Origin of the sequence: Hoeflea sp. CAU 1731 (assembly GCF_039888615.1) — a bacterium.
Taxonomy (GTDB): Bacteria; Pseudomonadota; Alphaproteobacteria; order Rhizobiales; family Rhizobiaceae; genus Flavimaribacter.
This window is the reverse complement of record NZ_JBDQQS010000004.1, coordinates 272,843-299,291: the sequence shown is the minus strand read 5'-3', so window position 1 is coordinate 299,291 and position 26,449 is coordinate 272,843. Positions and strand designations below refer to the sequence as shown.

At 60.4% G+C, this 26,449-nt stretch carries 25 protein-coding genes; 7 read left to right on the top strand and 18 right to left on the bottom strand.

Annotated features, from left to right (window positions below; translation table 11 throughout):
* Positions 1–20: 20 nt before the first annotated feature.
* Complete coding sequence (locus AAFN47_RS09455; protein WP_499808966.1) at positions 21–1,076, bottom strand: TAXI family TRAP transporter solute-binding subunit; 1,056 nt, start codon at positions 1,074–1,076, stop codon at positions 21–23.
* A gap of 133 nt (positions 1,077–1,209) precedes the next feature.
* Between AAFN47_RS09455 and AAFN47_RS09450 the strand changes: the two genes are divergently transcribed.
* From AAFN47_RS09450 to AAFN47_RS09440, 3 genes are read left to right on the top strand one after another with little or no spacing between them, the layout of a single operon-like run.
* On the top strand, positions 1,210–1,719 hold the full coding sequence (locus tag AAFN47_RS09450) for a MarR family winged helix-turn-helix transcriptional regulator (RefSeq protein WP_499808965.1): 510 nt from the start codon (positions 1,210–1,212) through the stop codon (positions 1,717–1,719).
* A complete protein-coding gene (locus AAFN47_RS09445; RefSeq protein WP_499808964.1) occupies positions 1,716–3,362 on the top strand; it encodes a sulfatase-like hydrolase/transferase in 1,647 nt (548 codons plus the stop codon). Before AAFN47_RS09450 ends, AAFN47_RS09445 begins: the two co-directional genes overlap by 4 nt.
* A gap of 45 nt (positions 3,363–3,407) precedes the next feature.
* Complete coding sequence (locus AAFN47_RS09440) at positions 3,408–4,448, top strand: LLM class F420-dependent oxidoreductase (RefSeq protein ID WP_499808963.1); 1,041 nt, start codon at positions 3,408–3,410, stop codon at positions 4,446–4,448.
* Between the two features lie 45 nt (positions 4,449–4,493).
* Here AAFN47_RS09440 and AAFN47_RS09435 read toward each other — a convergent pair whose 3' ends face one another.
* Positions 4,494–4,706, bottom strand: coding sequence for a hypothetical protein (locus AAFN47_RS09435; RefSeq protein ID WP_499808962.1), 213 nt, complete (start codon positions 4,704–4,706; stop codon positions 4,494–4,496).
* A 186-nt stretch (positions 4,707–4,892) separates the two neighbouring features.
* Between AAFN47_RS09435 and AAFN47_RS09430 the strand changes: the two genes are divergently transcribed.
* The gene (locus AAFN47_RS09430) at positions 4,893–6,494 is read left to right on the top strand and encodes a hypothetical protein (RefSeq protein ID WP_499808961.1); all 1,602 of its coding nucleotides are present in this window, start codon (positions 4,893–4,895) and stop codon (positions 6,492–6,494) included.
* Between the two features lie 67 nt (positions 6,495–6,561).
* Here the strand turns inward: AAFN47_RS09430 and pcaF are convergent, their stop codons facing one another.
* From pcaF to pcaC, 6 genes are all read right to left on the bottom strand, one after another.
* Entirely contained in the window at positions 6,562–7,764 is a 1,203-nt protein-coding gene (pcaF, locus tag AAFN47_RS09425; RefSeq protein WP_499809000.1) for a 3-oxoadipyl-CoA thiolase, read from the bottom strand.
* Complete coding sequence (locus tag AAFN47_RS09420; protein WP_499808960.1) at positions 7,764–8,555, bottom strand: CoA-transferase subunit beta; 792 nt, start codon at positions 8,553–8,555, stop codon at positions 7,764–7,766. The genes pcaF and AAFN47_RS09420 overlap by 1 nt, the downstream gene beginning before the upstream one ends.
* On the bottom strand, positions 8,552–9,406 hold the full coding sequence (locus AAFN47_RS09415; protein ID WP_499808959.1) for a CoA transferase subunit A: 855 nt from the start codon (positions 9,404–9,406) through the stop codon (positions 8,552–8,554). The genes AAFN47_RS09420 and AAFN47_RS09415 overlap by 4 nt, the downstream gene beginning before the upstream one ends.
* Positions 9,407–9,417: 11 nt before the next feature.
* A complete protein-coding gene (pcaG, locus tag AAFN47_RS09410; protein WP_499808958.1) occupies positions 9,418–10,032 on the bottom strand; it encodes a protocatechuate 3,4-dioxygenase subunit alpha in 615 nt (204 codons plus the stop codon).
* Position 10,033: 1 nt separating this feature from the next.
* The gene (gene pcaH, locus AAFN47_RS09405; protein ID WP_499808957.1) at positions 10,034–10,774 is read right to left on the bottom strand and encodes a protocatechuate 3,4-dioxygenase subunit beta; all 741 of its coding nucleotides are present in this window, start codon (positions 10,772–10,774) and stop codon (positions 10,034–10,036) included.
* A 129-nt stretch (positions 10,775–10,903) separates the two neighbouring features.
* Positions 10,904–11,311 (bottom strand): 4-carboxymuconolactone decarboxylase, encoded by a 408-nt coding sequence (gene pcaC / locus AAFN47_RS09400; RefSeq protein WP_499808956.1) that lies wholly within the window; start codon positions 11,309–11,311, stop codon positions 10,904–10,906.
* Positions 11,312–11,486: 175 nt separating this feature from the next.
* Here pcaC and pcaQ point away from each other — a divergent pair, with 175 nt between their 5' ends.
* A complete protein-coding gene (pcaQ, locus tag AAFN47_RS09395; protein ID WP_499808955.1) occupies positions 11,487–12,419 on the top strand; it encodes a pca operon transcription factor PcaQ in 933 nt (310 codons plus the stop codon).
* 187 nt (positions 12,420–12,606) lie between these two features.
* On the top strand, positions 12,607–13,680 hold the full coding sequence (locus AAFN47_RS09390) for a transporter substrate-binding domain-containing protein (protein WP_499808954.1): 1,074 nt from the start codon (positions 12,607–12,609) through the stop codon (positions 13,678–13,680).
* A gap of 6 nt (positions 13,681–13,686) precedes the next feature.
* Here the strand turns inward: AAFN47_RS09390 and AAFN47_RS09385 are convergent, their stop codons facing one another.
* Positions 13,687–15,243, bottom strand: a complete 1,557-nt coding sequence (locus AAFN47_RS09385; protein ID WP_499808953.1) for a CYTH and CHAD domain-containing protein — start codon at positions 15,241–15,243, stop codon at positions 13,687–13,689.
* Between the two features lie 182 nt (positions 15,244–15,425).
* Here AAFN47_RS09385 and AAFN47_RS09380 point away from each other — a divergent pair, with 182 nt between their 5' ends.
* Positions 15,426–16,832, top strand: a complete 1,407-nt coding sequence (locus AAFN47_RS09380; protein ID WP_499808952.1) for an adenylate/guanylate cyclase domain-containing protein — start codon at positions 15,426–15,428, stop codon at positions 16,830–16,832.
* 428 nt (positions 16,833–17,260) lie between these two features.
* Here AAFN47_RS09380 and AAFN47_RS09375 read toward each other — a convergent pair whose 3' ends face one another.
* The 9 genes from AAFN47_RS09375 to AAFN47_RS09335 form a co-directional block, all read right to left on the bottom strand.
* Positions 17,261–18,103 (bottom strand): metallophosphoesterase, encoded by an 843-nt coding sequence (locus AAFN47_RS09375; RefSeq protein ID WP_499808951.1) that lies wholly within the window; start codon positions 18,101–18,103, stop codon positions 17,261–17,263.
* Positions 18,104–18,414: 311 nt separating this feature from the next.
* Entirely contained in the window at positions 18,415–19,332 is a 918-nt protein-coding gene (locus AAFN47_RS09370) for an alpha/beta hydrolase (protein WP_499808950.1), read from the bottom strand.
* 36 nt (positions 19,333–19,368) lie between these two features.
* A complete protein-coding gene (locus AAFN47_RS09365) occupies positions 19,369–20,166 on the bottom strand; it encodes an enoyl-CoA hydratase/isomerase family protein (protein WP_499808949.1) in 798 nt (265 codons plus the stop codon).
* 24 nt (positions 20,167–20,190) lie between these two features.
* Positions 20,191–20,430, bottom strand: a complete 240-nt coding sequence (locus AAFN47_RS09360; RefSeq protein WP_499808948.1) for a biotin/lipoyl-containing protein — start codon at positions 20,428–20,430, stop codon at positions 20,191–20,193.
* Positions 20,427–21,407, bottom strand: a complete 981-nt coding sequence (locus AAFN47_RS09355; RefSeq protein WP_499808947.1) for an alpha-ketoacid dehydrogenase subunit beta — start codon at positions 21,405–21,407, stop codon at positions 20,427–20,429. Before AAFN47_RS09355 ends, AAFN47_RS09360 begins: the two co-directional genes overlap by 4 nt.
* Complete coding sequence (locus AAFN47_RS09350) at positions 21,404–22,384, bottom strand: thiamine pyrophosphate-dependent dehydrogenase E1 component subunit alpha (RefSeq protein ID WP_499808946.1); 981 nt, start codon at positions 22,382–22,384, stop codon at positions 21,404–21,406. Before AAFN47_RS09350 ends, AAFN47_RS09355 begins: the two co-directional genes overlap by 4 nt.
* A 62-nt stretch (positions 22,385–22,446) precedes the next feature.
* Positions 22,447–23,361, bottom strand: a complete 915-nt coding sequence (locus tag AAFN47_RS09345; RefSeq protein WP_499808945.1) for an alpha/beta hydrolase — start codon at positions 23,359–23,361, stop codon at positions 22,447–22,449.
* Between the two features lie 187 nt (positions 23,362–23,548).
* A complete protein-coding gene (locus AAFN47_RS09340) occupies positions 23,549–24,793 on the bottom strand; it encodes a TetR/AcrR family transcriptional regulator (protein ID WP_499808944.1) in 1,245 nt (414 codons plus the stop codon).
* A complete protein-coding gene (locus AAFN47_RS09335; protein ID WP_499808943.1) occupies positions 24,780–26,432 on the bottom strand; it encodes an AMP-binding protein in 1,653 nt (550 codons plus the stop codon). Before AAFN47_RS09335 ends, AAFN47_RS09340 begins: the two co-directional genes overlap by 14 nt.
* Between the last annotated feature and the right edge of the window lie 17 nt (positions 26,433–26,449).

Below are 26,449 nucleotides of genomic sequence, written 5' to 3'. Positions count from 1 at the left end.
CCGTGACGTTTATCGGACGATTACGGCTTCAGGCAGTCCGCGACGGTATGCCCGGCCTCCTCAAAAGCGCGGATCGCGCCAGGATGCATCTTGATCTGCACTGCCCCACAGGCGCCCTGGCTCTTGCCGTCAATATCTCCGAAGCTCAGCTTGGAGTGTGGCCCGCGCGGAGAACTGGTCATGAACCGCTCTTCGCCTTCGAGATAGGCTTTGGTGATGTTGTAGGCGAGCTCTTCGTCCATCGTGGCCGGCACGATCTGTCCAAAGGCCGTCGCGAAACTGTCGAACGTGTCGTCGTCAGTCACGATGGTGATGTCGTTGCCCTCATAAGCCTTGCGGACCACGTCCACCGGGACGGAGTAAGGCGCATGGCCCGGCGCCGCGACGATCTGCTGACCGAGTTCACTGGCAAGCAGATCCGAAGGCACATCGTACAGCGTGATGCCGCCGGCGGCGGCAATGGTGATCTGGCGGCCGGAAGGCAGGCCTTCGGGGATAGTCCACGCATCGGCTCCGCCGCCTGTTATGGTGGAGACCGTGTCCGGCCACTCATTCTGAATACCCTCATAGCCTTCGCCGTCCTTGAGGCCCGCCAGAAGCTGGATCATCGCGCGTCCTGACGTAAGGGCGGCGCCGCGCGGCGGGCCGTTCCAGATGCGCAAGCCTTCGAGATTGCGGATGTCTTCCACCGGATTGCTGTTGTAGTAGCCGAAAACCTGCGCCGATCCGGCATTGAAGAAAAGCGCGCGGATGTTTTCGGCGAGTTCGGCGCCCTTTTCCGGACCGACGCCGCTATAGGGACCGATGCCCTTCGACAGCAGGAACGGCAGGATCAGCGGCGCAGGCGCCATGTCCAGTCTGCCTTCCGCGACCGCCTGGACGGAGTTGGTAAGCGTCGCGCCCTCGGTGATCTGCATTGTCGCAACGCCTGCGCTGTCCAGCACGGCTGCAAGCGTCGTGTCGATATAATGCGGCGTCGAGCCTGGTGTCGTGGTTTCGGCGGTCAGCGTCGCCTGGGCCGCCGCAGCAGCTGGAATCAGTGCAACCGTCGTTGCAAGAAGAAGTCTCTTGATCATTCGGTTTCCTCCCTTGAGTTCGTGTGCTCCTCAACAACACGAGCCCCGGTGTCAGGGCTAAAATATAAATCGCAGAATTTATATGACTTGTCACGGAATTTTTCTTTGGGCAGTATTGATGCGGAGGAACACAATGGTTGAACAGACACGCACAGACACCGCCCGGCTACAACAAAGGCGCGAGACGCTGGACACAAACGTCTTTTCCCGGCTGCCGGCCCTCTACGCCGCTTCGCGGGTTCAGGGCCGCAAATTACTGGAGGCCGGAGGCGGCCTTTCGATTGTCGAGTGGCGCACGCTCTGGGATCTCTACCAGACCGGACCGATGTCGATCCGCGACCTCGCCTATGTTCAGCGCTCCGACCATTCATTGCTAAGCCGGGCGCTGCCGGACATGCGTCGCAAGGGGTACATCACTTTGGAGCGCGACGCCGATGACGGGCGGCAGATGATCGTCGCCTTGACGGATTGCGGCCGGCAGGCCTATGAGCGTGCGGCGCCGATCATGCAGCGTCGTCGCGACGCCTTGCGCGAGCGGTTCACCACGGAAGAGATCGGGGCGTTCATTGCTTTCGCAGACCGCCTTGATGAATTTCTGCACATGTCAGCCGGGCAATTGCTCGAGGGGGAGTTGAACACGTGAACAAGCGTCCGAATGTTTTGTGGATCATGGCCGACCAGCTGCGTTTCGACTATCTGAGCTGTTTCGGCCACCCGCATCTGCAAACGCCGCATATCGATGCGCTGGCGGCGCGCGGGGTCCGGTTCACCAACGCCTATGTGCAGTCTCCCGTATGCGGCCCTTCCCGCATGTCCGCCTATACGGGACGATATGTTCGCAGCCACGGCTCCACCTGGAACGGCATGCCGCTTCGCGTCGGGGAGCCCACGTTGGGAGATCATCTGCGCGAGGCCGGCGCGCGCGCTGTCCTCGTCGGCAAGACGCACATGGCGGCGGACGCCGAAGGCATGGCCTGGCTCGGCATCGACCCTTCAAGCGAGATTGGCGTGCGGGTATCGGAATGCGGGTTCGAACCGTTCGAGAGAGATGACGGCCTGCATCCCGACAGCCCCCGGCAGCATTGGTCAAAATATGACGACTATCTGGTCGAGCACGGATTTTCATCGAAAAACCCGTGGGGGGAATTTGCCAATTCCGGAAAGGACGCAGACGGCGACCTGTTGTCCGCCTGGCTGCTGAAAAATTCGAGACTGCCGGCCAATGTTCCCGAAGAACACTCCGAAACCGCCTACATGACGAACCGGGCCATGGACTTCATGAAAGAGGCGGAAGAGGACGGTCGCCCGTGGATGTGCCACCTGTCCTACATCAAGCCGCATTGGCCCTATATCGTGCCGGCGCCCTACCATGACATGTACGGCGAAGAGCACATCGTTTCGCCCATACGCTCCGAAGCCGAACGCGAAACGGAACACCCTCTTCTGCGCGCCTACCACCAGGCGCGGGTGTGCCGAAGCTTTTCCCGCGACTATGTTCGCGAGTGCGTGATCCCGGCCTATATGGGCCTCATCAAGCAGCTGGACGACAATCTGGGACGGCTGTTCGCCTGGATGGACGAACAGGGCCTGTCCGAAAACACGATCATCGCATTTACCTCCGATCACGGCGACTACATGGGCGACCACTGGATGGGCGACAAGGATTTCTACCACGAGGTGGCGGTCAAGGTTCCGCTGATCATCGCCGATCCGCGGCCGGAAGCGGACGCGTCTCGCGGCAGCGTGAAGGACGAGCTTGTCGAGATGATCGACCTCGCGCCGACCTTCATGAACGCGCTCGGCTGCAGGGCCAAGCCGCATGTCATCGAGGGCCGCGATCTGACGCCGCTGCTGCACGGCGTTGACGGCTTCTCGCGCAAATATGCGATCAGCGAGCATGATTACCACTGGTCGGACATGGCCCGCATCCTGGGTGTGCCGCAGGAGGACGCCCACACGATCATGATTTTCGACGGCCGGTGGAAGTATGTGCGCTGCGAGGGATTCCGGCCGATCCTCTTCGACCTCGCCACCGATCCCGACGAGGTGACCGATCTCGGCGACTCTCAAACGCCCGAACACATCGGCGTGCGCCGGCGGATGGAAGCGGCGTTGCTCGAGTGGTCAACCCGCCATCACACCCGGATCACGGCGACGCCCGAAGTGCTCGCGCGCCAAAAAAGGGCCGCTGAATCCGGGGTGCTGATCGGGTTTTGGGATGAGCAGGAGTTCAAGGACGACACCGGGATACCGTTTGACAGTCTGAAGCCGGTGGGCAAGGAATAAAGCAAGAGCAGGTATCGGCGCGACATTCGCGCCAGGGGGAGGCACATGAAACTGGGACTGATTGGCGGCTATTCGGGCCGCAAGATGAGCATTCCGCTCGACTTCATCAAACATGCCGAGAGCCTCGGCTACGATTCCTACTGGACCGCGGAAGCCTATGGCTCGGACGCGGTGACGCCGGCGGCATGGATCCTGGCCAGCACCAGCAGGATGAAAGTCGGCACCGCCATCATGCAGATGCCGTCCCGCACGCCGGCCGTGGCGGCGATGACGGCGATGACGCTGGCCGAACTCTCCGGCGGGCGCTTTATCTGCGGCCTCGGCGCCTCCGGACCGCAGGTCGTGGAGGGCTGGCACGGCGTTCCCTACGGCAAGCCGGTGACCCGGCTGAAGGAATATGTGCGGATCATGAAGCAGATCATTCGCCGGGAAGGCCCCGTGACCTTCGACGGCGACATGTACCAGTTGCCCTATACGGGCCCCGGCGCGACGGGGCTCGGCAAACCGCTCAAGAGCATCCTGCATTGCGAGCATGAGATCCCGATCTTCGCCGCGACCATCACGCCCAAAGGCGTTGAAGCCGCGGCGGAAGTGGCGGACGGCTTCTTCCCCGTGTGGATGGATCCGGAACAGTTTGACGTGTTCGACGAGCCGATCAGGAAGGGTTTCACGAAGGCCGGCGACGGCAAGGACCTGTCGCAGTTCGAGATTGCGCCCTTCGTTACGGTGATCATGGGCGACGACGTCGACGCCTGCATGGGGCCCATTCGCGAAAACATGGCGCTCTATATCGGCGGCATGGGCGCGAAGAACAAGAACTTCTACAACGACTACGCCAGGCGGCTCGGCTTCGAGGAGGCGGCGGAAAAGATACAGGATCTTTATCTCGCAGGCCGCAAGGACGAGGCGATGGCCGCAGTGCCGGCGGAGCTGATCGACGCCTGTCACCTAGTGGGACCGGCGGACCGGATCAAGGACCGGCTGCAGCGCTGGCAAAGCGCCGGCAAGCAGGCGCACGTTTCAAGCATGCTGCTCGGCTGCCAGCAGCCCGAGGCGCTTGCGGTGGTGGCGGAAACCGTCTTGTAGCGTCACTGAACGCCTGAAAGAAGCCTCGACGGCCGCAGGAACCCATCACCAGCCCATATCGGGCAAACGCGGCGGATCAACGCGGAGGGGCATTCCCATGTCGAGGCGCTGATCGTTGGTCAGCTCCTCCATCAGACGCGCCTGGCGATACTTGTCATCGAGCAAGTTCACCCAATTCAGCAGACCGGCTGCGAGCAGTTCGAAACTTCTCAGCGGCGAGGAAACCGGGCGGCTGACGGTGTCGTTGTGGAAGGTCATGGAATTTCTCATCTTTGCTGGAGTGTTTCGTTTCGACACCTGCACTCTGCACAACCCGCGCAAGACGCCCGTAAGCAAGCGCGTAAAAATTTTCGCGCCACCGCAATATTTCCGTAAAAAAACTAGGCTGCATTCGCAAAAACCCTTAGTCTTGTTCGCATTACACCTGTTTCCGCTGGCGTTCTCATGCTGACACTGCATCTGAAAGGCCCGTTCCGAATGACCGGTCCGGGCGCTCCGAAAGCCCTGTCGCGACGCGGACAGGCAATGCTGGCGTTTCTTTCCCGACAACCTGAATTTCGCGCCGAGCGTGGACGACTGGCGGACCTCCTATGGTCGGACCGGTCCGGCGATCAGGCGCGCGCCTCCCTCCGTCAGGAGCTCTCGGTCATGCGTCGGGATCTGCCCGAGGGGTTGCTCATGGCCGACAGGCAACATGTCTGGCTGGCAAGCGACAAGGTGGAGTCCGATCTTCCAGGCGACGGCGTGTTTCTCGACGGCTTCGACCTCGCCTCGGAAGGCTTCGAAGACTGGTTGCGCGAGATGCGCTCTGCGGAACCCGGCAAACCCGTCTCTCCGGCGCCGGACTCCGGTCTGAACCGGCCTCGGCTGGCGGTTCTCGCCTTTGAGGAAATTGGCGCCGCCGACACGGACATGTTCGCCGACGGCGTGGTGGCGGAAATCACCGGCGCGCTGTCGCGCGTTCACGATTTTCATGTGATCGCTCGCCAATCCGCCTTTGCTGTCAGAGGCCAACCGCTGGACATCAAGACGATCGGCGAACGTCTCGGGGCGGACTATGTCGTCGAAGGATCGGTCAGGCGATCAGGGGAACGGGTCCGCATTTCCGTGGAGCTCGTGTCGGCAAGCGAAGAACGCACGCTTTGGGCCGAACGGTTCGATGACAAAATGGATGACCTGTTTGATCTTCAGGACAGGATCGCCGCGCAAGTGGCAGGTCATATCGCGCCGAATCTCAGGGCGGCCGAGATCGCCAGGGCAAGGCAGAGGCCTCAGGCGGATCGAACGGCTTATGATTTGATGCTGACCGCGCTTCCGCATTTCTGGGCGCATCGCCGGGAAGAAAACCTCAAAGCCATCGCGTTGCTCGACAAGGCGCTGCAGCATACGCCGGATTACGCGCCTGCGCTCGCTCTCAAGGCGTGGTGCCACGCCCATCAGTGCTGCTACCTGTGGAGCAAGGACGCCGTCTCGGACAGAGAAATGGCAAACGACCTGGTCGCGCGCGCCGCCCCGCTTGTGGGTGACGACCCCGGGGCGCTTGTCGCGCTGTCTGCGGCGAGTTCGCTGGCCGGCAACGATTTCGATCAGGCTGATCTGTTTCTTGACAGGGCTCTGACGCTCGACCCGAACAATGCCTGGGGCTGGCTGCGAAAAGGCTGGAACGCGGTTTACCGCGGCTTCCCGAACGAGGCGCTGGTCTACCTTGATCGCGCGGAGTCCCTGAGCCCTCTCGATCCTTTCCATTTCAACGTGCTGTTTGGCAGGGCCGCCGCGTTGCGGGTCCAGAAACGCTATGACGAAGCCATCGAACTGATCCAGCAGGGAATGCGCGCCGGTCCCGGCGTCGTCTGGGCCTACAGGATGCTGTATAGCGCGCTCTGGATGGCCGGACGCAAGAGCGAGGCGCTGGACGCCGCCAGGAAATGGCGCGAGTGCTATCCGGACCTCACGCCAGAGTTGATGCGATCGCTACTGCCGAAATGGGTCCATGATCCGGAACACGTCGAGCTGCTGCTGAGGTTGTTTGAGGTGACGGATCGCTGAGCGGCGACGCCGTAGCTCGAATGAGTCAGCAGGCACGCGTGCGCCGTCCAGAATTGAAGGCTGCAGATCACACCCGCTCCAGCGCCACTGCGATACCCTGCCCGACGCCGATGCACATGGTGGCAAGCGCCAGCTTGCCGCCTCGGACGCCGAGTTCGAGCGCCGCCGAGCCGGCAATGCGCGCGCCGGACATGCCGAGCGGGTGGCCGAGCGCAATCGCGCCGCCGTTGGCGTTGACGAAATCGGCGTCTTCGGCGATGCCAAGGTCGCGCAGCACGGCGATGCCCTGGCTGGCGAAGGCCTCGTTCAGTTCCACGACGTCGAAATCGGTCGGCTTGACGCCCAGCCGCTGGCACAGCTTCTTTGTCGCCGGCGCCGGACCGATGCCCATGATGCGTGGCGCAACGCCGGCGGTCGCTCCGCCGAGAATGCGGGCGATGGGTGTGAGGCCGTATTTCTTCACGGCTTCTTCAGAGGCGACGATGAGAGCCGCGGCGCCGTCATTAACGCCGGAAGCGTTGCCGGCCGTGACTGTGCCATCCTTGCGGAACGGCGTGCCGAGCTTCGCCAGCTGCTCCATCGAGGTTTCACGCGGATGCTCGTCGCTGTCGACAACAATCGGGTCGCCCTTGCGCTGCGGTATCGAGACGGGGGTGATTTCCTTCGCCAGTCGACCGTTGGCCTGGGCGGCGGCGGCCTTGGCCTGGGAGCGAAGCGCGAAAGCGTCCTGATCGGTGCGCGACACGTTAAAATCCGCCGCGACGTTCTCGCCCGTCTCCGGCATGGAATCGACGCCGTATTGCGCTTTCATGACCGGGTTGACGAAGCGCCAACCGATGGTCGTGTCGTAGATTTCTGCGTTGCGCGAGAAGGCCGTCGACGCCTTAGGCATGACGAAAGGCGCGCGCGACATGGATTCGACGCCGCCAGCGATAATGAGGTTCGCCTCTTCGGCCTTGATGGCGCGCGCTGCCGTAATCAGCGCATCCATGCCGGATCCGCACAGCCGGTTGATCGTTGCGCCCGGCACCGATTCCGGCAGTCCTGCAAGCAGCAGGCTCATGCGCGCGACGTTGCGATTATCCTCGCCCGCCTGATTGGCGCAGCCGTAGAGCACTTCGTCGATAGCCTCGAAATCCAGCGAAGGATTGCGTTCCTTGAGAGCCTTCAGCGGAACCGCGCCAAGGTCGTCTGCCCGCACGCTGGAAAGCGCGCCGCCGAAACGGCCGATCGGTGTGCGGATATAGTCGCAGATATAAGCTTCGCTCATCATGCAGCCTTTTCTTTCTTGCCGGAATGGGCGATCCGGGTGCGTTCTCTCAGATCCCGCAGCGTCTTTAGCTCGAGTTCAGTCGGCGCCGGCGTAACTTCAAGATTGTCGGCGAATTTGACCGTCCAGCCGCAGGTCGCCTGGACCTCGTCGCGAGTAACGCCCGGATGCAGGGAAACGGCGGTGAATTCCTTCGTTTCCGGATCCGGCTTCCAGACAGCGAGATCGGTGATCAGAAGCGTCGGCCCGGCTGTTTCGATACCGAGTTTCTGGCGGGCGTCGCCGCCGTCGCCATGGCCGAACGACGTGAAGAAATCGATCTTGTCGACCATGCCTCTCAGCGACTGCTTCATCGTGATGTAGACCTGTTGCGACGATGTCGCGATTTCAGGCGCGCCGCCGCCGCCCGGAAGGCGGGTCTTCGGGTGATGATAGTCGCCGATGACGGTCGTGTTGATGTTGCCGAACTTGTCGAGCTGGGCCGCGCCCAGGAAGCCGATGGTGATGCGTCCGCCTTGCAGCCAGTACCGGAACATCTCCGGCACGGAGACGGTGGTGATGGCCGTGTCGCACAATTCGCCGTCGCCGATCGACAGGGGCAACACGTCCGGCGCCGTGCCGATCGTGCCGCTTTCGTAGATCAGCGTGATATCCGGCGCATGGGTGAGACGCGCCACGTTGCAGGCCGCCGACGGCGCCCCGATGCCGACAAAGCAGACGTCGTCATTCGTCAGCGCGCGCGACGCAGCGATGGTCATCATCTCATCAGGTGTGAAATCGTTCTCGCTCATGCTGAAGTCCTCAGATCCTTCACCCTGTCGGCGAACGCATCCGCGTCCGCGTCAAGGATGTTTTCCTTCATCCACGTCAGGAACGTGTCGCGGTCGGCGGCAATCTTGTCCCACTCGATGTAGCGGGCGTTGTCGCGGTCGTAGTAACCGTGCGTGTAGGACGGATGGGCGCCGCCGGGAACGGTGGAGATCGCCGAAACCGTCCAGTGCGGCAGGATGCAGGTATTCGGATGCTCGTCGAATTCGTCGACCACTTCCTCGACGGTCACGACCGCCCGCTTTGCGGCAAGCACGGCTTCCTTCTGAATGCCGATGATGCCTTCGATCAGCACATTGCCTTTCTTGTCCGCCCGCTGGGCGTGAATGAAGGTGACGTCCGGGCGCACAGACGGGATCGCCGCCAGTTTCTCGTCGGTGAACGGGCAGATGATCGATTTGATATTCGGATTGACTTCCGCAAGGCCGGCGCCGCGATAACCGCGGAAGACGGCGCAGGGCAGACCAGCCGCCCCCGCCTCGTACGCATTCGCCATGGCGGCGTGGCTGTGTTCCTCGATCTCGAGCGACTGCGGCCAGTCATTCTCCACTGCGTCGCGAACACGACGCAACAGGCCGACGCCCGGATTGCCGACATAGGAAAAGATCATCTTTCTGACCATGCCCATGCCGACCATCTGGTCGTAGACGATGTCCGGCGTCATCCGGATAAGCGTCAGGTCCTTGCGGTTCTGACGGATCGCCTCATGGGCCGCCGCATGGGGAATGAGATGCGTAAAGCCCTCGAATGCGACGGCGTCGCCGTCCTTCAGATTGTCCGCGACCGCGTCGCGGAGTGACATGAAACTCGCCATGGCGCCTCTTTCTAGATATCGAAGAAAACTGTTTCGTCCGGACCCTGAAGGTTGATGTCGAACGTGTAGGTGTTTCCCTCCCGAGCAGCGATCAGTGTCGGGACGCGAACCTTGTGCTCGATTCGGCCGAGCACCGGGTCCTCCGCATTGGCCGCTTCCTCGTCGCCGAAATACATGCGCGTGTTCAGACCGAGATTGATGCCGCGGGCAACGATCCAGAACGTGATGTGCGGCGCCTGCATGCGACCGTCATTGAAGGGGACCCTGCCCGGCTTGATCGTCTCGAAGGTGAAGACGCCGGTTGTCATGTGCGTCGGCTGCCGGCCCCATCCGGGGAAGTTCGGGTCGGCGAGACCGCGGGTCTCGGCGGGACTGTTGTACAGCCCGGCGTGATCGGCCTGCCAGATTTCGACCATGGCGTCCTTCAGCGGCGTTCCGCCGCCGTCGATGACCCGGCCCGTGACTGTGATGCGTTCGCCGAGCGTCTCGTCGCTGACCATGGCCCTGCCGAGGTCCTCGTCATAAACGCCCTCGATTCCTGTAAAATTCGGGGTGCAGCCGATATGAACGTAAGGACCTGCGGTCTGCGACGCGCTTTCCTTTAGCATGTTGAGCGTCTGAGCCATCTCAATTGCCCTCCTTGCGGTTCTCGAACATCGTCGAACGGCGGCCGCGCAGAACGATGTCGAACTTGTAGGCGCGTGAATCCATCGGAATCGTATTGTTCATGTCGAGCGGCGCCGTCAAGCGGCTGATGGCTTCCGGATCGCCGATCGTGTTGACGATCGGGCAGATCGGAATAAGCGGATCGCCCTCGAAATACATCTGGGTAATCAGGCGCTGCGCGAAGCCGTGACCGAAGACCGAAAAATGGATATGGGCCGGGCGCCAGTCGTTCACGCCGTTCGGCCATGGATAGGGCCCCGGCTTGATGGTGCGGAAGGCGTAGTAGCCGTCGTCATCGGTGATGGTTCGTCCGCAGCCGCCGAAATTCGGATCCAGCGCGGCGAGATAGGTTTCCTTCTTATGCCGGTATCGGCCGCCGGCATTGGCCTGCCAGAATTCCAGCAATATGTTCGGCACGCCCCTGCCGCGCTCGTCCAGCACGCGTCCGTGGACGATGATGCGCTGTCCGATCGCGCTTTCGCCAGGCTTTGCGTAGTTGAAGATCAGGTCGTCGTCGAGTTCACCGAGGACGTCATGGCCGAACACCGGACCGGTGATTTCGCTGACCGTGTTCGGAAGCGACAGCAGCGCCTTTTGAGGCGACCGCAAAACGCTGGTCTTGTAGTCAGGCGTGAAGGCTTTCGGATGCCAGCTCCTGTCACGGGGGAAAAACGCCCCGGTTTCCGCTAGTGTATTACGCATTATCGACCTCCAAGGTCTGCTGAGTGGTCCATTGGTATTGAATTACCGGTTCCTCATCCCTCAATGCCAATATTCCAATGCTGGCTATTCTTTTTATAATTTTGCGGCCGTCCGAAACAGCCGTCAAACTTACGATTCGGCTCCCGCGGCGTCCATTTCGTCGAATGCCTTCTTCACGACCTTGATCGCGTGATTGGCGGCGGGCACGCCGGCGTAGACGGCGACGTGCAACATCGCCTCGCGAATGTCCTCACGCGTCGCGCCCGTATTGGCCGTTGCACGGACATGCATGGCGACCTCGTCATAATGTCCGAGCGCCGAAAGCAGCGCAATCGTGACCATGGAGCGTTCCCGCGGAGTCCACTGATCTCGAGACCAGACATGGCTCCAGGCGGCTTCAACGATCAGTTCCTGGAACGGAGCGTCGAAATCGATCTTGGAGGCTTCGGCGCGGTCGACATGGTCGCCGCCCAGCACTCGCCTGCGCGTGGCCATGCCCTCGGAATACCGCTTCGAAACTGGCGGGGTTTGCGTCATCGATCACTCCGTCATTAATTTGTTCGGGATGTCCTCCGGATCTGCGACGGCGTCATGGTCGACGCGATTTGAAAACCGCGTCACACAAACCGGCAACCTCCCTACCGATGGCAATTTACGTATTTCTTCGGTAATGAATAATTATAAATATCATACTTTAAATACCGTAAATGATATGAATCAACTCCGACGGATCAAATTGCGCCATCTTGAGACCTTCGTGGAGGTGGCGCGGCAGAAAAGCGTGAGCCGCGCCGCCGACGCGCTCAACCTGACTCAACCAGCCGTGACCCGCACCTTACGGGAACTGGAGGAGATCTGCGGCAAGCCGCTGGTGGAGAAGGAAGGACGCGGAATCCGGATCTCCCACTACGGCGAGATCTTCCTGCGCTACGCCGGCAGCAGCATCACCGCGGCGCGCAACGGCGTCAACGCGCTGTCCGAACTGAGCCTCGACGACGGACCACGCATCCGACTTGGGGCCCTGCCGACTGTCTCGACCACGATCATTCCGCAGGCCGTATCCCGCTACCTACGGTCGGGCATGCGCAACCGGCTCAAGGTGGTTACCGGTGAAAATCGTGTGCTACTCGACCAGTTACGCAACGGTGAACTCGACCTCGTCATGGGCCGGCTGCCTGCGCCGGAGAATATGCAAGGCCTGGTGTTCGAGCCGCTTTACCGCGACCGCGTTGTCATCGCCGTCGATGCGTCGCACCCGCTCGCCGGAAAACGCCAGATCAGCGTCGAAAGCCTCGACGACTTTCCGGTCATCGTGCCGAGCGACAACAGCATCATTCGTCCTTTCGTCGACAGGCTATTCGTCGAACAGGGCATTTCCGAGCCGCGACAGGCGATCGAATCGGTTTCGGATTCCTTCGGGCGCGCCATGCTGCGAAATTACCAGGCGATCTGGATCATCTCGCGCGGCGTGATCGCGGCAGAAATCGAAAGCGGCGAATTTGTCACCTTGCCGATCGATACGGAAACGACTCTGGGTTCGATCGGCATCAACACCAGGGCCCAGACGGCGCTCGATCCGGCGGGAGAATATTTCGCCGAAGTTCTGCGCCGGATCGTGGCCGAGGCGGGGTTGGGCCGTGAGTGAATATGGCCGCTGCGATATTCTGTCCGAAATTCGACGCGATTGACGCCTTGCGACTTTCACCGATGGTTTTTTAAAATACTGTCCAACAACAGATTCGTTTCGTACACGGGTGACAGGCATAATCATGAAAAGTTGGCGGCGAACAGGCAGGCAAACAGGCGCGACAGTCGACTCGCGTGGATTCAGAATGTTGCTCTTACTCCTTGGCCTGCTGCTCTTTCCGCCGGCCATCGCCAGCGCACAGGCCCCGGAAAGCGTTGGCCAACCGGTGACAGTCGGCGTCTGGATCAGCCCCCCCTTCGTCATGAAGAAGGACGACGCCTATACGGGCATGGCGATCCGGCTGTGGGAAATGTTGGCCGAGGAGATGGACCTTGAATACGAGTACAAGGAATATCCGACAGTTCGCGGTCTCGTCGACGCGACGTCTGAAGGCGAAACCGACATCGCCGTCACGAGCCTGACGATTACCCGCAACCGCGCCCAACGGGTCGACTTCACGCAGCCCTGGTATGATTCAGGCCTCAGAGTGATGATCGACGGCGACCGGCGCTCCGGTTTTCGCGACATCGTTGCGGGTCTCGCAGACGCCGGATTCCTGCGCGCCTACGCCTGGCTGGCCGGGATCATTATCTTCGCGACGATTTTGCTGACGATATTCGATCGCCGCTTCAATCCCGATTTTCCCAAACGCTGGCGCGACGGCGTCGCTGAGAGTTTCTACTCGGTCATGTCGGTTGCGACCTCGGGGCGTCCGCCTTCCCGCAAGAACCTGTTCGGCTGGCTCGGGCGCATGTGGCAGGGCGTCTGGCTGATCTGCGGCATAGCCGTCATCGCCTATGTCACCTCCACCGTGACGAGCGTGATGACGACGCTGTCGCTGACGAGCCAGATCAACGGCCTTGCCGATTTGCCCGGCAAGGTGGTCGGCGTGTTCGAGGGAAGCGTCTCGGAAGACTTCATTGACGCCACCGGCATCGAATATGTCTCCTACCCCGGCATCGACAGCGCCGCCGAAGCCCTGCTCGCCGATGAGGTCGCCGCGATCGTGGGCGACGCCCCGGTGCTCGAATACTATACGGAACTGAACCCGGAAGAGCCGTATCAGGTGGTTGGCAAGATCTTCAATCCAGACAAATACGGTTTCGCCCTGCCGCAAGACAGCCCGCTGACAAAATCGCTGACGCTTTCCCTTTTAGCGCTGAAAGAAAAAGGAGCCGTCGAGGACCTACGCTCCGATTATTTCAGTTCCGGTAGATAGCCGCTCTTACGCGGCCCAGAACTTTGGGCTTTCCTTGAGTTTCCGCCAGCGGTTGCCTGCCTTCCTGTCCGCCGCCTTCGCCTGCTTGCGGTGCCATTTACGGATCGCGGCGACGCTTTCCTGCAGGTCGTTCCGGTCGGGATACCGCTCGGCGATAAACGTCTCCAGTTCTTCAGCCATCGCCACATCGTTCAGATAGCCGAAGATGTCCTGCAGCTTTTTCAGGCGCTTGCCGAACTTTGCGGCCTCTTTTTGCGGGAACAGAGGCGACAGGAAATCGCAGGCGTAGCGCAGCGTCTTGAGGGATTTGCGCATCGCGTGACGCTCCGACACTTTCTGCCTGTCGAACCGCTTTCCCCTCTTGCGAACGTGCTTCCAGGCCTTGTCCAGTTCGCGCGCTGAAAAGACGGCGACGTCGGCGTTCGCATCCGCTGACAACCCGGTGTCTAACGCCCGTTCGACGGCCTGCTCGAAGAGCGTGCAGTTCAGCTTGAACCAGGTCCAGCGCCCTTCGGCCAGCGCGTCGCGGACGGCTTGTCGCCGGTTTGCCCGTTCCTGTTCCAGAACCAGAAGCAGCGTCTCGAAGCGGCTGTCGGCGCTGTCGCGCGCCATCACCGGCGTCACGATATCCTCGATCAGAACATCGGCGTCCCTTGCCGCGCCAATGATGCGGCCAAGTTCGCGGGCCTCCTCCGAAAGGCGTTCCAGCGCGGCGTTGTCGCCGAGCGAGGAAAACAGTCTCAACGTCGTGCGCAGCCGCCGGAGACCGACCCGAAGCTGGTGCGGGACTTCGGAATCCTCCGAACCGCCAAGCAGCGCCCAGTTTCCGAGGATCTGGTTCGCGGCGGAACGGCCGAGTGTCTTGATCGCATCGACCGGCGTCATCTCCGTCGACAGCGCTGGCTTGTCCGCATTGATCGGCTTGGCCGACGACGTATCTGGCTTGGCCTTTTGCAGAAGGGCGTATCCGCGTTGCGCCTTGCTCATCGTTGCAAGATCAACCGGTTCGCCGTCGAAAAGCTTTTCGGTAGCTTCCAGCAGCGCCCGCGAGGGGCCGGACTTGAGCTCGAGTTCTATCTCGCTGATTTCTTCCGATTCGCCCGACGCCTCCACGGTTCCATCGTCCACGGCCAGCTCGATGACGGCTTCTCCATCGCAATCGAGCAGCCAGATCGTTCTGTCAATCAGCGTCTCGAACACCGGATCGAGCGGCTGGGCGTCGACCAGCTTGGCGAACCATTCCTTTTGTTTGGTGTCGCCGATACGGTCGAGTTCGAGCGACGGCCCGCCGACCTCGACTTCCGTTTCTATTGGATTGGATACGCCATTGACCACACCTGTTCCGCTCTTGAACGTCTGCAGCCATCCGCCGCCCTTGGCCCGCAAACGCAGCGATGCGCGCTGATTGCGAAGACTTTGGTCGGGCGTGTCGTAGTAGATGGAACGAAGCGACGTCTGCGACGGTTTGACCGCGGCCATGGCGGTAAAAACCGGCTTGCGTTTTACCCTGTCAAGAATGCCGGGGCCGACCTCAAGCTTGATTTCGAGTTCTCGTTGACCCATTGGGATGTGACAACTTCACAACATTATCTACAGCCATTGGTAGCACCGGATAAAAGGTGCGGCAAGCACGCTCCAACGCGGGCTGCGGCGAAAGTTTTTCATCACTGCCCGGTTGCGCTAAATTGAGGGGCTTGTGAAGCGGTTCTTTGCTAGTCTGCCGCAACCATATGTGAGGAGAGCCCTTGATCACATTCCATCAGTTGCGCGAAACGCTGTTCGGCGCGCCTGACATCGCCAGCCTTCCAGAACGCGTCCAGGAGGATGTGGAGCGCAAGGAATGGGCGAACGAGGTGTTTCTCCGGCTGATCCATCTCGCCATCATCATCCTCTTCTGCATGATCTACACGGTCGCGCCCAAAACCTTTCCGGACGGCGCATTTGCGCCGGCGCCTTATGTTCTCGCGATTTTCCTGGTTCTGTCAGTGACGGGGCTCACATGGTCGCTGTTCCGATTGCCGCCCGACTGGGCCGCCTATCTGTCGATCCTGTTCGATTTCACGCTGCTTTACGGATTGATGGTGAGTTTCCACATGCAGTACATGCAGCCGCCCTCCTTCATCCTGAAGGCGCCGTCGCTGCTATACGTGTTCATATTCATCGCTATCAGGGCGCTGCGCTTCCATCCGAAATTCGTCATCGTCGCGGGATTGGTCGCAGCGACGGGCTGGACCTCGATCATTCTCTACGTGACGAATTTCGACACGACCGACAGCATGCTGACGCGCTCCTATGTGGAATATCTGACGTCCAACACGATCCTGATCGGCGCCGAGGTCGACAAGATGGTCTCGATCCTTTTCGTAACCGGTATTCTGGCGCTGGCCATCAACGGCTCCAAGAACCTGCTGATCCGTTCCGTTACCGAACAGACGGCGGCGAAGGATCTGTCGAAATTCTTCGACACGCGCGTCGCCGAGGGCATTCGCAAGAATAAGCTCCAGATGGTCGCTGGCGCCGGTGAGAAGCGTCTGGCGACCATCATGAACATCGACATTCGCGGCTTTACGCAACTAGTTGCGGATCGCGACGCCGATCAGGTCATGCAGCTTCTGTCCGCCTATCAATCGCGCGTCATCCCGATCATCCAGGAGTTTGGCGGCACGATCGACAAATTCATGGGAGACGGCGTGATGGTGACCTTCGGCATTGGCGATGACGAGGAAAACCCGGCCGCCCGCGCCGTCGCGGCCGCCGAACGCATTCTGGGCGAAGCCGCGCAATGGTCCGAGCAGGAAGAAGCGATCCGCGAATTTGGCCCGATCGCCATCGGCGTCGGGATCGCGACCGGAATCGTGAGCTGGGGCGCCGTCGGTTACGGCGACCGGCTGGAGTTGACGGTGATCGGCGCCAGCGTGAACCTGTCCGCCAAACTGGAGAAGCTGAACCGCACATTAGGAAGTTCCTGCATCTGCGACGCCCAAACCTGGAAAAGCGCCGCCGAGCAGGGTTATGACGGCGCGCTGACCAGAGCGGAGTTGCGCACGGCCGTGGAAGGCGCCGGCGCGGCGGTCGACGTCGTCGTGCTTGGCATGGCGCCCATCGAGGCGGCTTCTGACAAGGCGGCGGAAACGATCAAGCGTGGATTATGAAATGAAAAAACCGCCGGATGATCAATCGATCGGGATCAAGAAGCGTCGACCACCCGGCGGCTTACCTGCGACGTCGCTTGATGGACGTCTGGTAGGGTCCCCTCTGGACCTGCCAACTGACTAGCAAACAGTATGCCAGTTTTGAGAATCCTGATTATTATCAATGATTACAGGTGGTTAGATTTTTTCCGAATATCGGCGAAATTTGCCATGCGCACAGAATGTTCATTCCTGCCCGGCTTTGATGATTTTTTGGTCAGAGATCGTCTTTGACTAAAGTATAATCTCCCGTCTGGCTTCGCTGCGGAAATTCGGCATTTTCATTCTCAATGACGCGGTCTGACGCACGCGATCACCCCCAGACTGGCAGGTGTCTTTTCAGCGGAATCCGGTCGAAACGCAGCCAATTTGGTCCGCTTCCGTTCCGGTCAATCAGCAGCGACCTCCGTGATCCAGCCGTCCTCGCCCGCCATGAGGCGGATGATCTCGTCCTCGTGCAGGAAGTCGATGCTGTGGACGACGGTGGCGCCGGCGTCGAGAAAACAGACATTGTAATTCGGCGCGACCGGCCCGTAGGCCATGACGCGCGGATCGCCTGAAAACTCCGGCCAGCAGGGATGGTTGGTCGAGCGCGGCGCGGAGAGCGGAATGCCCTCCACGGAGCCGCTCAGCGTGTAGTGACAGTGGCCGAAGAAAATGTGCTTCACGATGTCCGCATGGGCGCGCAGGATTTGCCGCAGTTCCTGCTGCTGGACGATGCCTATCAGGTCAGCGTTAGCGACGTGCACGGTCAGCGGATTATGATGCATGAACAACCAGACATCCATGCCCGCCGCGCGCGCGCGTGCGAGGGTCCCGTTCAACCATTCCTGCCGGCGTTCACAATAGACCCCGGCGTGGGCGCCCGGCTCGTTGGTGTCCATGTAGACGAAGAGCCCGGCCGGCGTTTCCTCCGTCCACTGGATGAAACCATTATCGTCGCGCGGAGTGTCGGAGAACACTTTCACGAAGTTGCTTCTGTCGTCGTGATTGCCAATCATCAGGCGCGGCGCGAGCACTCCCTTGAGCGCTGTTTGTTCGAGCATGTCGCGCAACTTGAGATAGCTCGCTTCCTGACCGTGATGGGTCAAATCGCCGGTGATGACGATGCGATCGGAGTCCATATGGTGTTTTTCGATATGCGCGATGCATCTGCCGAAATTGTCGACCGGATCGGAATCGAGAATGGTCTCCGAATTGATATGGATGTCCGAAATATGTACGAGCTTCATGGATTGGCCTTGCGTTGCGGTGTGTGGCGCGGCGTCCTGTTCTGCGGAAGCAATATCTCCGAAAGCTGTCGCTTCAGATATTCCTGGAAGGATCCACGGTCTGGGGCGCCTCCGTTGGACGGGACATCGCGGACTTTGTGCGAACAAAGTTACAGGATCAAGACACGATTGTTCCCGTCGTCGGGCGCCTGGAGCACTCGATTTGCGTAAGCGCGGTTGAAAGCGCCCGCTGCGGCCGGGCAACTTTCAAACCAGCAAAATTTCAGTTGAAATAGCCCGTCGTTGTGGATTTGAAATCGGCCAGAACAGGCTCAGGGCTTCAAGGTCTCGACGAACCAGGCGGTCGCCATCTCGGCCGCCTTTTCCACCTTCGACTTGTCCGAATAAAGCGTCATGTGACTGGTATGCGGCAGCACTTCGAGCTTCTTCTTGTTCGTGGGAATCTGGTTGAACGCATTGATCTCGAGATCCCACAGCGTCAGGTCATCGCCTTCCGCGACGATCATCAATGTCGGCGTGTCATAGATGCGCCTGACGAACGGGCCGACATCGTAATTCAGGAGCAGGTCGACGGACTCCACCGTGCTCTTGTTCTCATACAAGGGAGCTTCCGTTTCCTTGATCTTCATGAATGTGCGGACCGTCTCGGGGAACGGCCACGAAGAGACTTCCCTAGACGAGTCTTCCGTCGCATGCGGCAGGTAGAGCCGTTCGCCGGGCTTCTCGTAGCGCAACGCCCGGTCCTTCAGGATCAGATCCCAAAGCGCCCGGTATTCCATCGTGCCATGGGCGCGGCGCATGTTCTCGTATCCGTCGACCACCGGAATCTGGCTGACAATCGCCTTGATGCGGGGATCGGTTGCGGCAAGGATCAGCGCATGGCCGCCTGAATAGGAGATGCCCCACACGCCGAGCCGGTCCGGATCGACGTTCTCGTGGCGCTCCAGGAAACTCAGCGCGTTCTGGTAGTCGCGGATCTGCGCCCACGGGTCGAGGTGCTGGCGGTTGTCGCCGTCCGATACGCCGAGATTGCGATAATCGAAGATCATGGCGTTGACGCCGGCCTCGGCGAAAGCCTGGGCATAGACCGGCATCACGATCTCGCGGACATAGCACCAGCCGCCCGCAAGCACCACGGTAGGCCGCTTCTCCGTGGGGTGCCCCCGATAGAACCATGCCCGGCAGGTTGCGCCCTCCGACTGGAATTCGACATCGATACGTTCGGTCACTTCACGTTCTCCTCATGCGCAGGTTCGCTGCGCGCATCAGTTTCCGGTAAATTTCGGCGCGCGTTTTTCGCGGAACGCCGCAACAGCTTCCCTGTGGTCGTCCGAAACGTTCGAAAGCGACTCATACGCAATGCTCGGATCCATCACTGCGTGCGCCACCTGTTTCAACGCCAGGTTCGACACGACCTTCGTCCAGCGGATCGCCTTTCGGGCGCCCGATGCAAGACGATCAGCGAGCTGGTAGACGTCATCGTCGAGACTGTCAGCAGAAACGGCGCGATTGATCAGACCCATGCGGGCGGCCTCAGGCGCCGGTATCAAGTCGCCTGTCAGGAGATATTCCTTGGCGCGAAGATAGCCGATCAGATGCGACCACAGCACTGCGCCGCCATCGCCCGCGACGAGACCGACCGTAACATGCGGGTCACCGAGTTTCGCGCGCTCGTCTGCAATGACGACGTCGCAACCGAGCGCAATCGTCCCGCCGAGCCCGATTGCATGGCCGTTCATGCGGCATATCAGCGGCTTCTCGAGATCGAGCTGCGTAAAGACAATGCGTTTTGCTTCATAGGCGGTCTGTTCGAACAGACGCGGCGCATCGATAGCGTCCTGCATCCAATCCATGTCGCCGCCGGCGCAGAAAGCCCTTCCCGCGCCTGTCAGGACAACAATGTCCGACTCCGGATCGTCGTTGAGATCGACAAAGACCCGCGACAGTTCCGTATGCATCCGGGCGTTGACGGCGTTCAGACTGTCCGGGAGGTTCAGGATCGCCGTGATGACACGACCTCTTCGCTCAAACCGGATCGTCTCGTATGCGTCTGTCCAACTCATGCTAACTCCTCCCGAAAATGGCGCTCAGCCCTGTTCAATACGGCAGACCGGCGCGCCGACTTCCAGTTCGCTGCCCTCCCCGGCAATGATTGACAGAAGCGTTCCGTCGCAGGGAGCTTCCACTTCGCTCACGACCTTTTCGGTTTCCACGGCGTAAAGAATATCGCCTTCCTTGAAGCTGTCGCCTTCGGCCTTGTGCCATTCCGTCAGGGTGCCCTCTTCCATGTTCATGGAAAGCTTCGGAAGTTTCAGAACCGCCTTCATTGCCCCGTCTCCTTGATCAGTCTTTGAACTGCGGCCACGACGTCTTCGGGCCCCGGTATCATCGCCTTCTCCAGCGGAGGTGAATAGGCGACCGCCAGATCCGGTGTCGTCACCGGGATGATCGGCGCCCTCAGCGCAGAAAACGCCTTTTCGCAAACAAGGGCCGAGATATGGTTTGCAACGCTGCCGGCCGCGCGCGCCTCGTCCACAACCACCAGATGGCCGGTCTTCCTCACGGAAGCGAGAATGACGTCCTCATCCAGCGGATAGGAAGTGCGCGGATCGACGATCTCGACGGAAACGCCTTCTTCGGCGAGCGCGTCGGCGGCGCGCATGGCGATACGCAGCATCGCGCCGACAGCGACGATCGTCACGTCATCGCCCTGCCGCGCCACATGCGCGCTGACCAGCGGAACCGTGTGATCGCCTTCCGGGATATCCCCCATTTCTCCGCCACGGCTCGTGGGCTGCAGGAAGAACACCGGATCGTCGGTGCGGATCGCCGTCTTCAGCAACCCCTTCGCGTCTGCCGAACAGGACGGCGTCGCCACATAGACGCCTCCTAGCGAGGCCACAGGCGCATGCGGATAATCGGAGTGCTGACCGGCGTTCGAGCGTCCGCCGCCGCCGGCGGCCATGAAGACCACGGGCAATCGTATCTGGCCGTTCGTCATCAGCCTCAGGCGCGAAGCCTGATTGGCGATCGCATCGAAAGCCGTGTAGATGAAATTCGCATACATGAGATGACATACGACGCGGTAACCGGCTGCGGCTGCGCCAACCGCCATGCCGCTCATGACCGCCTCCGAGATCGGCGTATCCCGGACACGATCCGGGCCGAAACGGTCCAAGAGGCCGCGCGTATCGCCAAATATCGAAGCCCCGACATCCTCGCCGATCAGGATGACGCGTTCATCGCGCTCCATTTCCTCGAACAGAGCATCGTTTATGGCGTGGATCATACGCTTGCGCATCATTCAGCCCCCAGTCGGTGCCGTTCGAGATTGCCGATTTCGGGATAGGGATCGTCTGCAACGCAATCCGCTGCGTCCTTGATCATTCGGCCGATGTCTTCTTCCATTTCGGCGAATTTGCCGGACGCCATCTCGCCCTGGTCCACAAGCCGGCGCGCATAACGCTCGATCGGATCTTCCCCACGCCAGCGTTCGATTTCGTCGTCTTCCCGATAGCGGGTTTTCAAAAACGCCTGCTCACCCTCGACATGACCGTGTATCCGGTAGGTCAGCGCTTCGATCAGCGTGCCGCCCCCGCCATTCCGAGCCCGGTCCAGAGCGGTTCTGGAAGCGTCCAGAACGGCGTCGAGATCGTTGCCGTCGATCCGGACGGACGGCACTCCATACGGTTCGGCCCGCCTGTAAATGTCGCCTGCGATCACGTTGTTGCTTGGAGAAAACTCGGAAAATCCGTTGTTCTCGCAAACGAGGATCAGCGGCAGTTTCCAGAGCGACGCAACATTGAGCGCCTCTCCGAGGACGCCCTGAGCCGCAGCTCCGTCGCCGAAGAAGCAGACGCCGACGCGATTTTCGCCATCGAGCTGTGTGGCAAGGGCTGCGCCCGTTGCGAGCGCAATGCCGCCGCCGACGATGCCGTTTGCGCCGAGGATGCCTTTCGAAACATCGGCGACGTGCATGGACCCGCCGAAGCCACCGCAAATCCCGGTGCTTCTTCCGTAGATTTCAGCAAACATGGCTTTCGGGTCGCCGCCCTTGGCGAGGAAGTGGCCGTGACCGCGATGGGTGGACGTGATCCAGTCGCGATCGTCAAGCCCGGCGCACACACCGGTCGCGACCGCCTCCTGGCCGATATAGAGATGCACCGGCCCCGGGAGCAACCCCGCCTTGAAGTCGCTTGCGAGGCGCTCTTCCGCCTTGCGGATCGTCAGCATCATTCGCAGCAGATCAAGAGACCCCGCCGCGCGCGTGTTGGATATCATGTCAAGCAACCGCTGTTGGTTTGCGGAGCGGCGATTAAGCGCGCCGCTCCCGGCTGATCCGGTCAGATCCGCTTCAACAAGTCCTCAAGCCAGTTGGCCTGGACTTTGGCGATCTTTCCAAGGTGGTCCGTGTTTGTGTAAAGGCTCATGTGATCGACGCCGCGCACGACAGCGAGTTCCTTGTCCGCGCACGGGATGGCGTTGAAAATCTCGACTTCGAGGTCCGCAGAGGTGATGTTGTCCGCCTTGGCGAGCGCCACCATGGCGGGCGTTTCGATAATGCGCTCCGCATAGGGTTTGACGACATAACGAAGCAGCAGTTCGACCGACTCGACAGTGTTCCAGTGCTCATGAAGCGGCGCCTCGTTCGCCTTGATCCCCATGAATCCGGCATATACGTGCGGGAAAGGCCAAGAGCTCATTTCCTTCGACGGATCGGATTCCGGCGACATCGCCAGACGCGCGCTCGGTTTCCCCTCGTACCGGTTCTTGCGATCTTCAGCGATGACCTTGAGCAACTCGGCGTAGCGACGCTCGCCATGACACCGACGCATCGTCTGGAAGCCGTCGACAACGGGCACAGTCGAGATCGTCCACGCGGCGCGCGAATCAATCGCGTTCAGAATGATGGCGTGGCCGCCCGAATAGGAAATGCCCCAGTATCCAGAACGCGCGATGTCGATGCCGTCCAGCGTTTCAGCGAATGAAAAGGCATTCTGATAGTCCTCGATCTGCTCCCACGGATCGAGATGCTGGCGCGGTTCGCCGGTGCTCTCACCGAAATTGCGATAGTCGAAATAAAGAGTGGCGCAGCCGATGTCATGGAAGAACTTGGCGTAGTGCGGCATGACGACTTCCTTGGTGTAGCACCATCCGCCAGCCATGACGACGATCGGAACGTCTCCGGACGCATTTTCCGGGCGGATATAAACTCCGCTCAGTGTTTCTCCACCACTCTTGAACTCGACCTTCTGCATTGGAACCTCCCAAAAATTTGAATGCCCGGATGATGGGCAAACCAGCCCTGGATGTCAATAGAATTTTGAACCAATATTCGGATATTGTTTGGAGCCGGGCATCAATGATTTGGGCGCGCTGTCGCTTTCGCCGGACAGCCACACCAACGGATCTATTTGTATATTGAAAACAATTGCCTGGAGCAGCTTACCGCGCTTCCAGACCCTGCTCCAGAAAACTCCGATAGGTATCGAAGATATGACCGGGAAGCGACCGGTCCTCCGCCGTCGGAGGCAGATAACGGGCTGCAAAATAATGCCGGGCGGCCATCATGATATAGGCCAGAACGGGCAGATCTCTCTCCTTGAACCGCAAGAGTTCTCCATTCGCCTGCGCCCGACGCATCGTGCGGACGTAGCTGTCCGCCAGATCGAAAAAATGTCTGCGGTAGGTTTCCGTCGCATAAACGGCAGCGGCCGACTCGATCCTGATGTACCACGGCTGATGACGGAGATAGTCGAAAAAGCCGACAAAGCCTGCGTATTCGCGGTCGATGAAGCGGGTGTTTCCCGCGACGAACAGACGAATGTGGGCGATCATCTTCGCCCTGACGTGATTGAGCAGTTCGTCGAATATTTCCTGCTGGCTGTCGAAATGACTGTAAAAAGTTCCGACAGCCAGATCGGCCTCCTCGACGATCGCCTTGATCGTCGCATCGGCGAAACCGACATTCCAGACGACTCGCGCAGCCGCCTCCAGCAAGGCCTCCCGGGTCGTCATGGACTGGTTCTCGACAAGCGGAACGGATGACGGCATGCGCGCCTCGATCGGCTCGTCGATGCCGCGCCGTATGAAGCCTATATACGTGTCCGCGACCCACTCGGGGAAAAGCCCGTTCGTTGCGTCGCCGTCGAAAGGACGAGCCTGCGCGCCCAGCCCCAGGTGACCATAGGAGCCGCCCAGCACCTCGCCGATATCGCGAAAGGCGTCCTGATTCTGCAGCCGCAACTGACCCTCGTCCGCAGCGCGCTGCAAGGCCTTCAGATATCGGCCCTCAACGCGATCCATATGCTGCGTGTAGCTGGTCGGCGCCGCGCTTTCCGCATCCGTCAGAACGCGGAGAAAATAGGGATGGCGCTTCAGATAACGTGAATAGGCGAGAAACGCCGAGCGCTCAGTATCAAAGAAATTGTCGCTGATCACAGTGTGCTTGTTGATCAGCCGAAAGAACCTCGCGCCTTCCACTTTCAGCAGTTCTTCCAGGTAGGCCTGGTGGCTGTCGAAATAGGAATAGAGGGTCCCCTGTGCGAGACCCGCCGCGGCCGTAACGCGCGAGACCGAAGCGTTCACGTAGCCATACCTGGAGACGATCCGCAGTCCGGCGCTGATCAGGGCTTCGCGTCGCTCGCGCTGCTGATCGCCGCGTGATTTCTTCTTCCTAGCCGTTTTCATCAGCCGCCTTGCCGGCCGGAGCAAACTCGTACGCTATCTTTCTAAGCATGTCTTTCCTGACCTTCCCGGCTGCGGTGTATGGCACCTCGGAAACAATCTCCAGTCGTTCCGGAAACTTCTGCCGCGCCAGGCCAGAACGGTCAAGACTTTCCACCAACTCTCCAAAACTCAATGTTTTTCCGGGTTGGAGAACGACGAAGGCGCAGCCGGTTTCTCCAAGACGGGCATGCGGCATGGCCACGACGGCGGCCTCCTTGACAGCGTCGAGCTTATAGATCTCGTCCTCGATCTCCTTTGGACTGAGATTCTCGCCGCCCCGGATTATCAGATCCTTCTTGCGACCGGTAATCACGAGACATCCTTCGTCAGTCATCATGGCAAGATCGCCGGTGTAAAAATATCCATCCGAATCGAACGCCATGTCATTGTGCTCGGCAAGCGTGTACCCCAGGCAGACTTCCGGACCCCTCGTGATGATCTCCCCCTCCTCACCCGGCGAAACGTCCTTTCCTTCCAGATCGACGAGCCTGATGTCATGGCCAACCACGAAGCCTTCCGTCGTCGCCGCAAGCCGGGCCCGCTCGCGTTGCGGCACACCCAGCGTCACCGTCGGCGCTTCCGTGCTTCCGTAAACCCTGAACGCTGCGCAGTTCTCCATCGCAGCGTTGGCGCGCTCCACGATTTCCGGCGGCACGGGCGCGCCGCCGCTGGCGAAATAGCGCATGCTCGGCAGACGCCGTCCCTGCGCTTTCGCAAAGCTGGCGAGCTCCTGAAGAAACGGCGTTGCCCCGATGGTGAACGTGACCTGATGCTGATCAATGAGTTCCGTTGCGCGTCCGACCTCCCAGGCGTCCATCAGAACCGCCTTGGCGCCGAGTGTGATCGGCAACTGAATTCCGTAGAGGTACCCTGTGATGTGGCTCAACGGAGACGGCATCAGGATCACGTCGTTCCCGCTCATTCCAAGATAGCGGATAAAGTTCCCTATTTCTGCGCCGATCGTGTTGTGGCTGTGAAGGACGCCCTTGGCGCGCCCCGTGGTGCCCGACGTATACATGAGGAGCTTGATGGAATTGGCGTCGACGGGCGGCCGCTCTTCGCCGGAATCATCACCGTCAAGAAGGTCGTCGAATCGCGTTTCCTCGACAACGCCTTCCGGTCGCACGACAACCGTGCGGAAAGTGTGGCCGAGCTTGTCTCCGATCCGTCTCGCCATGTCGATATAGTCGAAGTTCCGGAAGCGATGGGGAACAAGAAACAGCGCGGAGCCGGCGTCTTCGATAATATGCTTGACCTCCGCCTCACGATAGATCGGAACGATCGGATTACAGACGAAACCGCCATAGGCGCAAGCCAGGTCGACAAACACGACTTCGCGCCAGTTCGGAAGCTGAAAACTGACGACGTCGCCCGGCCGCAGGCCGAGCCTCTCGAAGGCGGAGCAAAGACGAAGCGAGGCGTCGCGGGTTTCTTTCGCAGTCAGGGTTTCGTCGCCATCGACGAAGAGGATCGTATCCGGATCGCTCGCGCAAAGCGCATCCAGACGCGTTGCAATCGTCTTGCCTTCCCAGTCGCCGCTCGACGCCCACATTTCGGCGGGAAGGAGCTCGATGCGCGACTTCCATTTCCTTATGCCCACTCTTTCCTCCTCCGTGA

What these genes read in the sequence shown, in the direction of transcription:
- AAFN47_RS09455 (WP_499808966.1), bottom strand. Translation starts at nt 1,076, where the DNA reads ATGATCAAGAGACTTCTTCTTGCAACGACGGTTGCACTGATTCCAGCT.
- AAFN47_RS09450 (WP_499808965.1), top strand. Translation starts at nt 1,210, where the DNA reads ATGGTTGAACAGACACGCACAGACACCGCCCGGCTACAACAAAGGCGC.
- AAFN47_RS09440 (WP_499808963.1), top strand. Translation starts at nt 3,408, where the DNA reads ATGAAACTGGGACTGATTGGCGGCTATTCGGGCCGCAAGATGAGCATT.
- AAFN47_RS09435 (WP_499808962.1), bottom strand. Translation starts at nt 4,706, where the DNA reads ATGACCTTCCACAACGACACCGTCAGCCGCCCGGTTTCCTCGCCGCTG.
- AAFN47_RS09430 (WP_499808961.1), top strand. Translation starts at nt 4,893, where the DNA reads ATGCTGACACTGCATCTGAAAGGCCCGTTCCGAATGACCGGTCCGGGC.
- pcaF (WP_499809000.1), bottom strand. Translation starts at nt 7,764, where the DNA reads ATGAGCGAAGCTTATATCTGCGACTATATCCGCACACCGATCGGCCGT.
- AAFN47_RS09420 (WP_499808960.1), bottom strand. Translation starts at nt 8,555, where the DNA reads ATGAGCGAGAACGATTTCACACCTGATGAGATGATGACCATCGCTGCG.
- AAFN47_RS09415 (WP_499808959.1), bottom strand. Translation starts at nt 9,406, where the DNA reads ATGGCGAGTTTCATGTCACTCCGCGACGCGGTCGCGGACAATCTGAAG.
- pcaG (WP_499808958.1), bottom strand. Translation starts at nt 10,032, where the DNA reads ATGGCTCAGACGCTCAACATGCTAAAGGAAAGCGCGTCGCAGACCGCA.
- pcaH (WP_499808957.1), bottom strand. Translation starts at nt 10,774, where the DNA reads ATGCGTAATACACTAGCGGAAACCGGGGCGTTTTTCCCCCGTGACAGG.
- pcaC (WP_499808956.1), bottom strand. Translation starts at nt 11,311, where the DNA reads ATGACGCAAACCCCGCCAGTTTCGAAGCGGTATTCCGAGGGCATGGCC.
- pcaQ (WP_499808955.1), top strand. Translation starts at nt 11,487, where the DNA reads ATGAATCAACTCCGACGGATCAAATTGCGCCATCTTGAGACCTTCGTG.
- AAFN47_RS09390 (WP_499808954.1), top strand. Translation starts at nt 12,607, where the DNA reads ATGTTGCTCTTACTCCTTGGCCTGCTGCTCTTTCCGCCGGCCATCGCC.
- AAFN47_RS09385 (WP_499808953.1), bottom strand. Translation starts at nt 15,243, where the DNA reads ATGGGTCAACGAGAACTCGAAATCAAGCTTGAGGTCGGCCCCGGCATT.
- AAFN47_RS09375 (WP_499808951.1), bottom strand. Translation starts at nt 18,103, where the DNA reads ATGAAGCTCGTACATATTTCGGACATCCATATCAATTCGGAGACCATT.
- AAFN47_RS09365 (WP_499808949.1), bottom strand. Translation starts at nt 20,166, where the DNA reads ATGAGTTGGACAGACGCATACGAGACGATCCGGTTTGAGCGAAGAGGT.
- AAFN47_RS09360 (WP_499808948.1), bottom strand. Translation starts at nt 20,430, where the DNA reads ATGAAGGCGGTTCTGAAACTTCCGAAGCTTTCCATGAACATGGAAGAG.
- AAFN47_RS09355 (WP_499808947.1), bottom strand. Translation starts at nt 21,407, where the DNA reads ATGATGCGCAAGCGTATGATCCACGCCATAAACGATGCTCTGTTCGAG.
- AAFN47_RS09350 (WP_499808946.1), bottom strand. Translation starts at nt 22,384, where the DNA reads ATGATATCCAACACGCGCGCGGCGGGGTCTCTTGATCTGCTGCGAATG.
- AAFN47_RS09345 (WP_499808945.1), bottom strand. Translation starts at nt 23,361, where the DNA reads ATGCAGAAGGTCGAGTTCAAGAGTGGTGGAGAAACACTGAGCGGAGTT.
- AAFN47_RS09340 (WP_499808944.1), bottom strand. Translation starts at nt 24,793, where the DNA reads ATGAAAACGGCTAGGAAGAAGAAATCACGCGGCGATCAGCAGCGCGAG.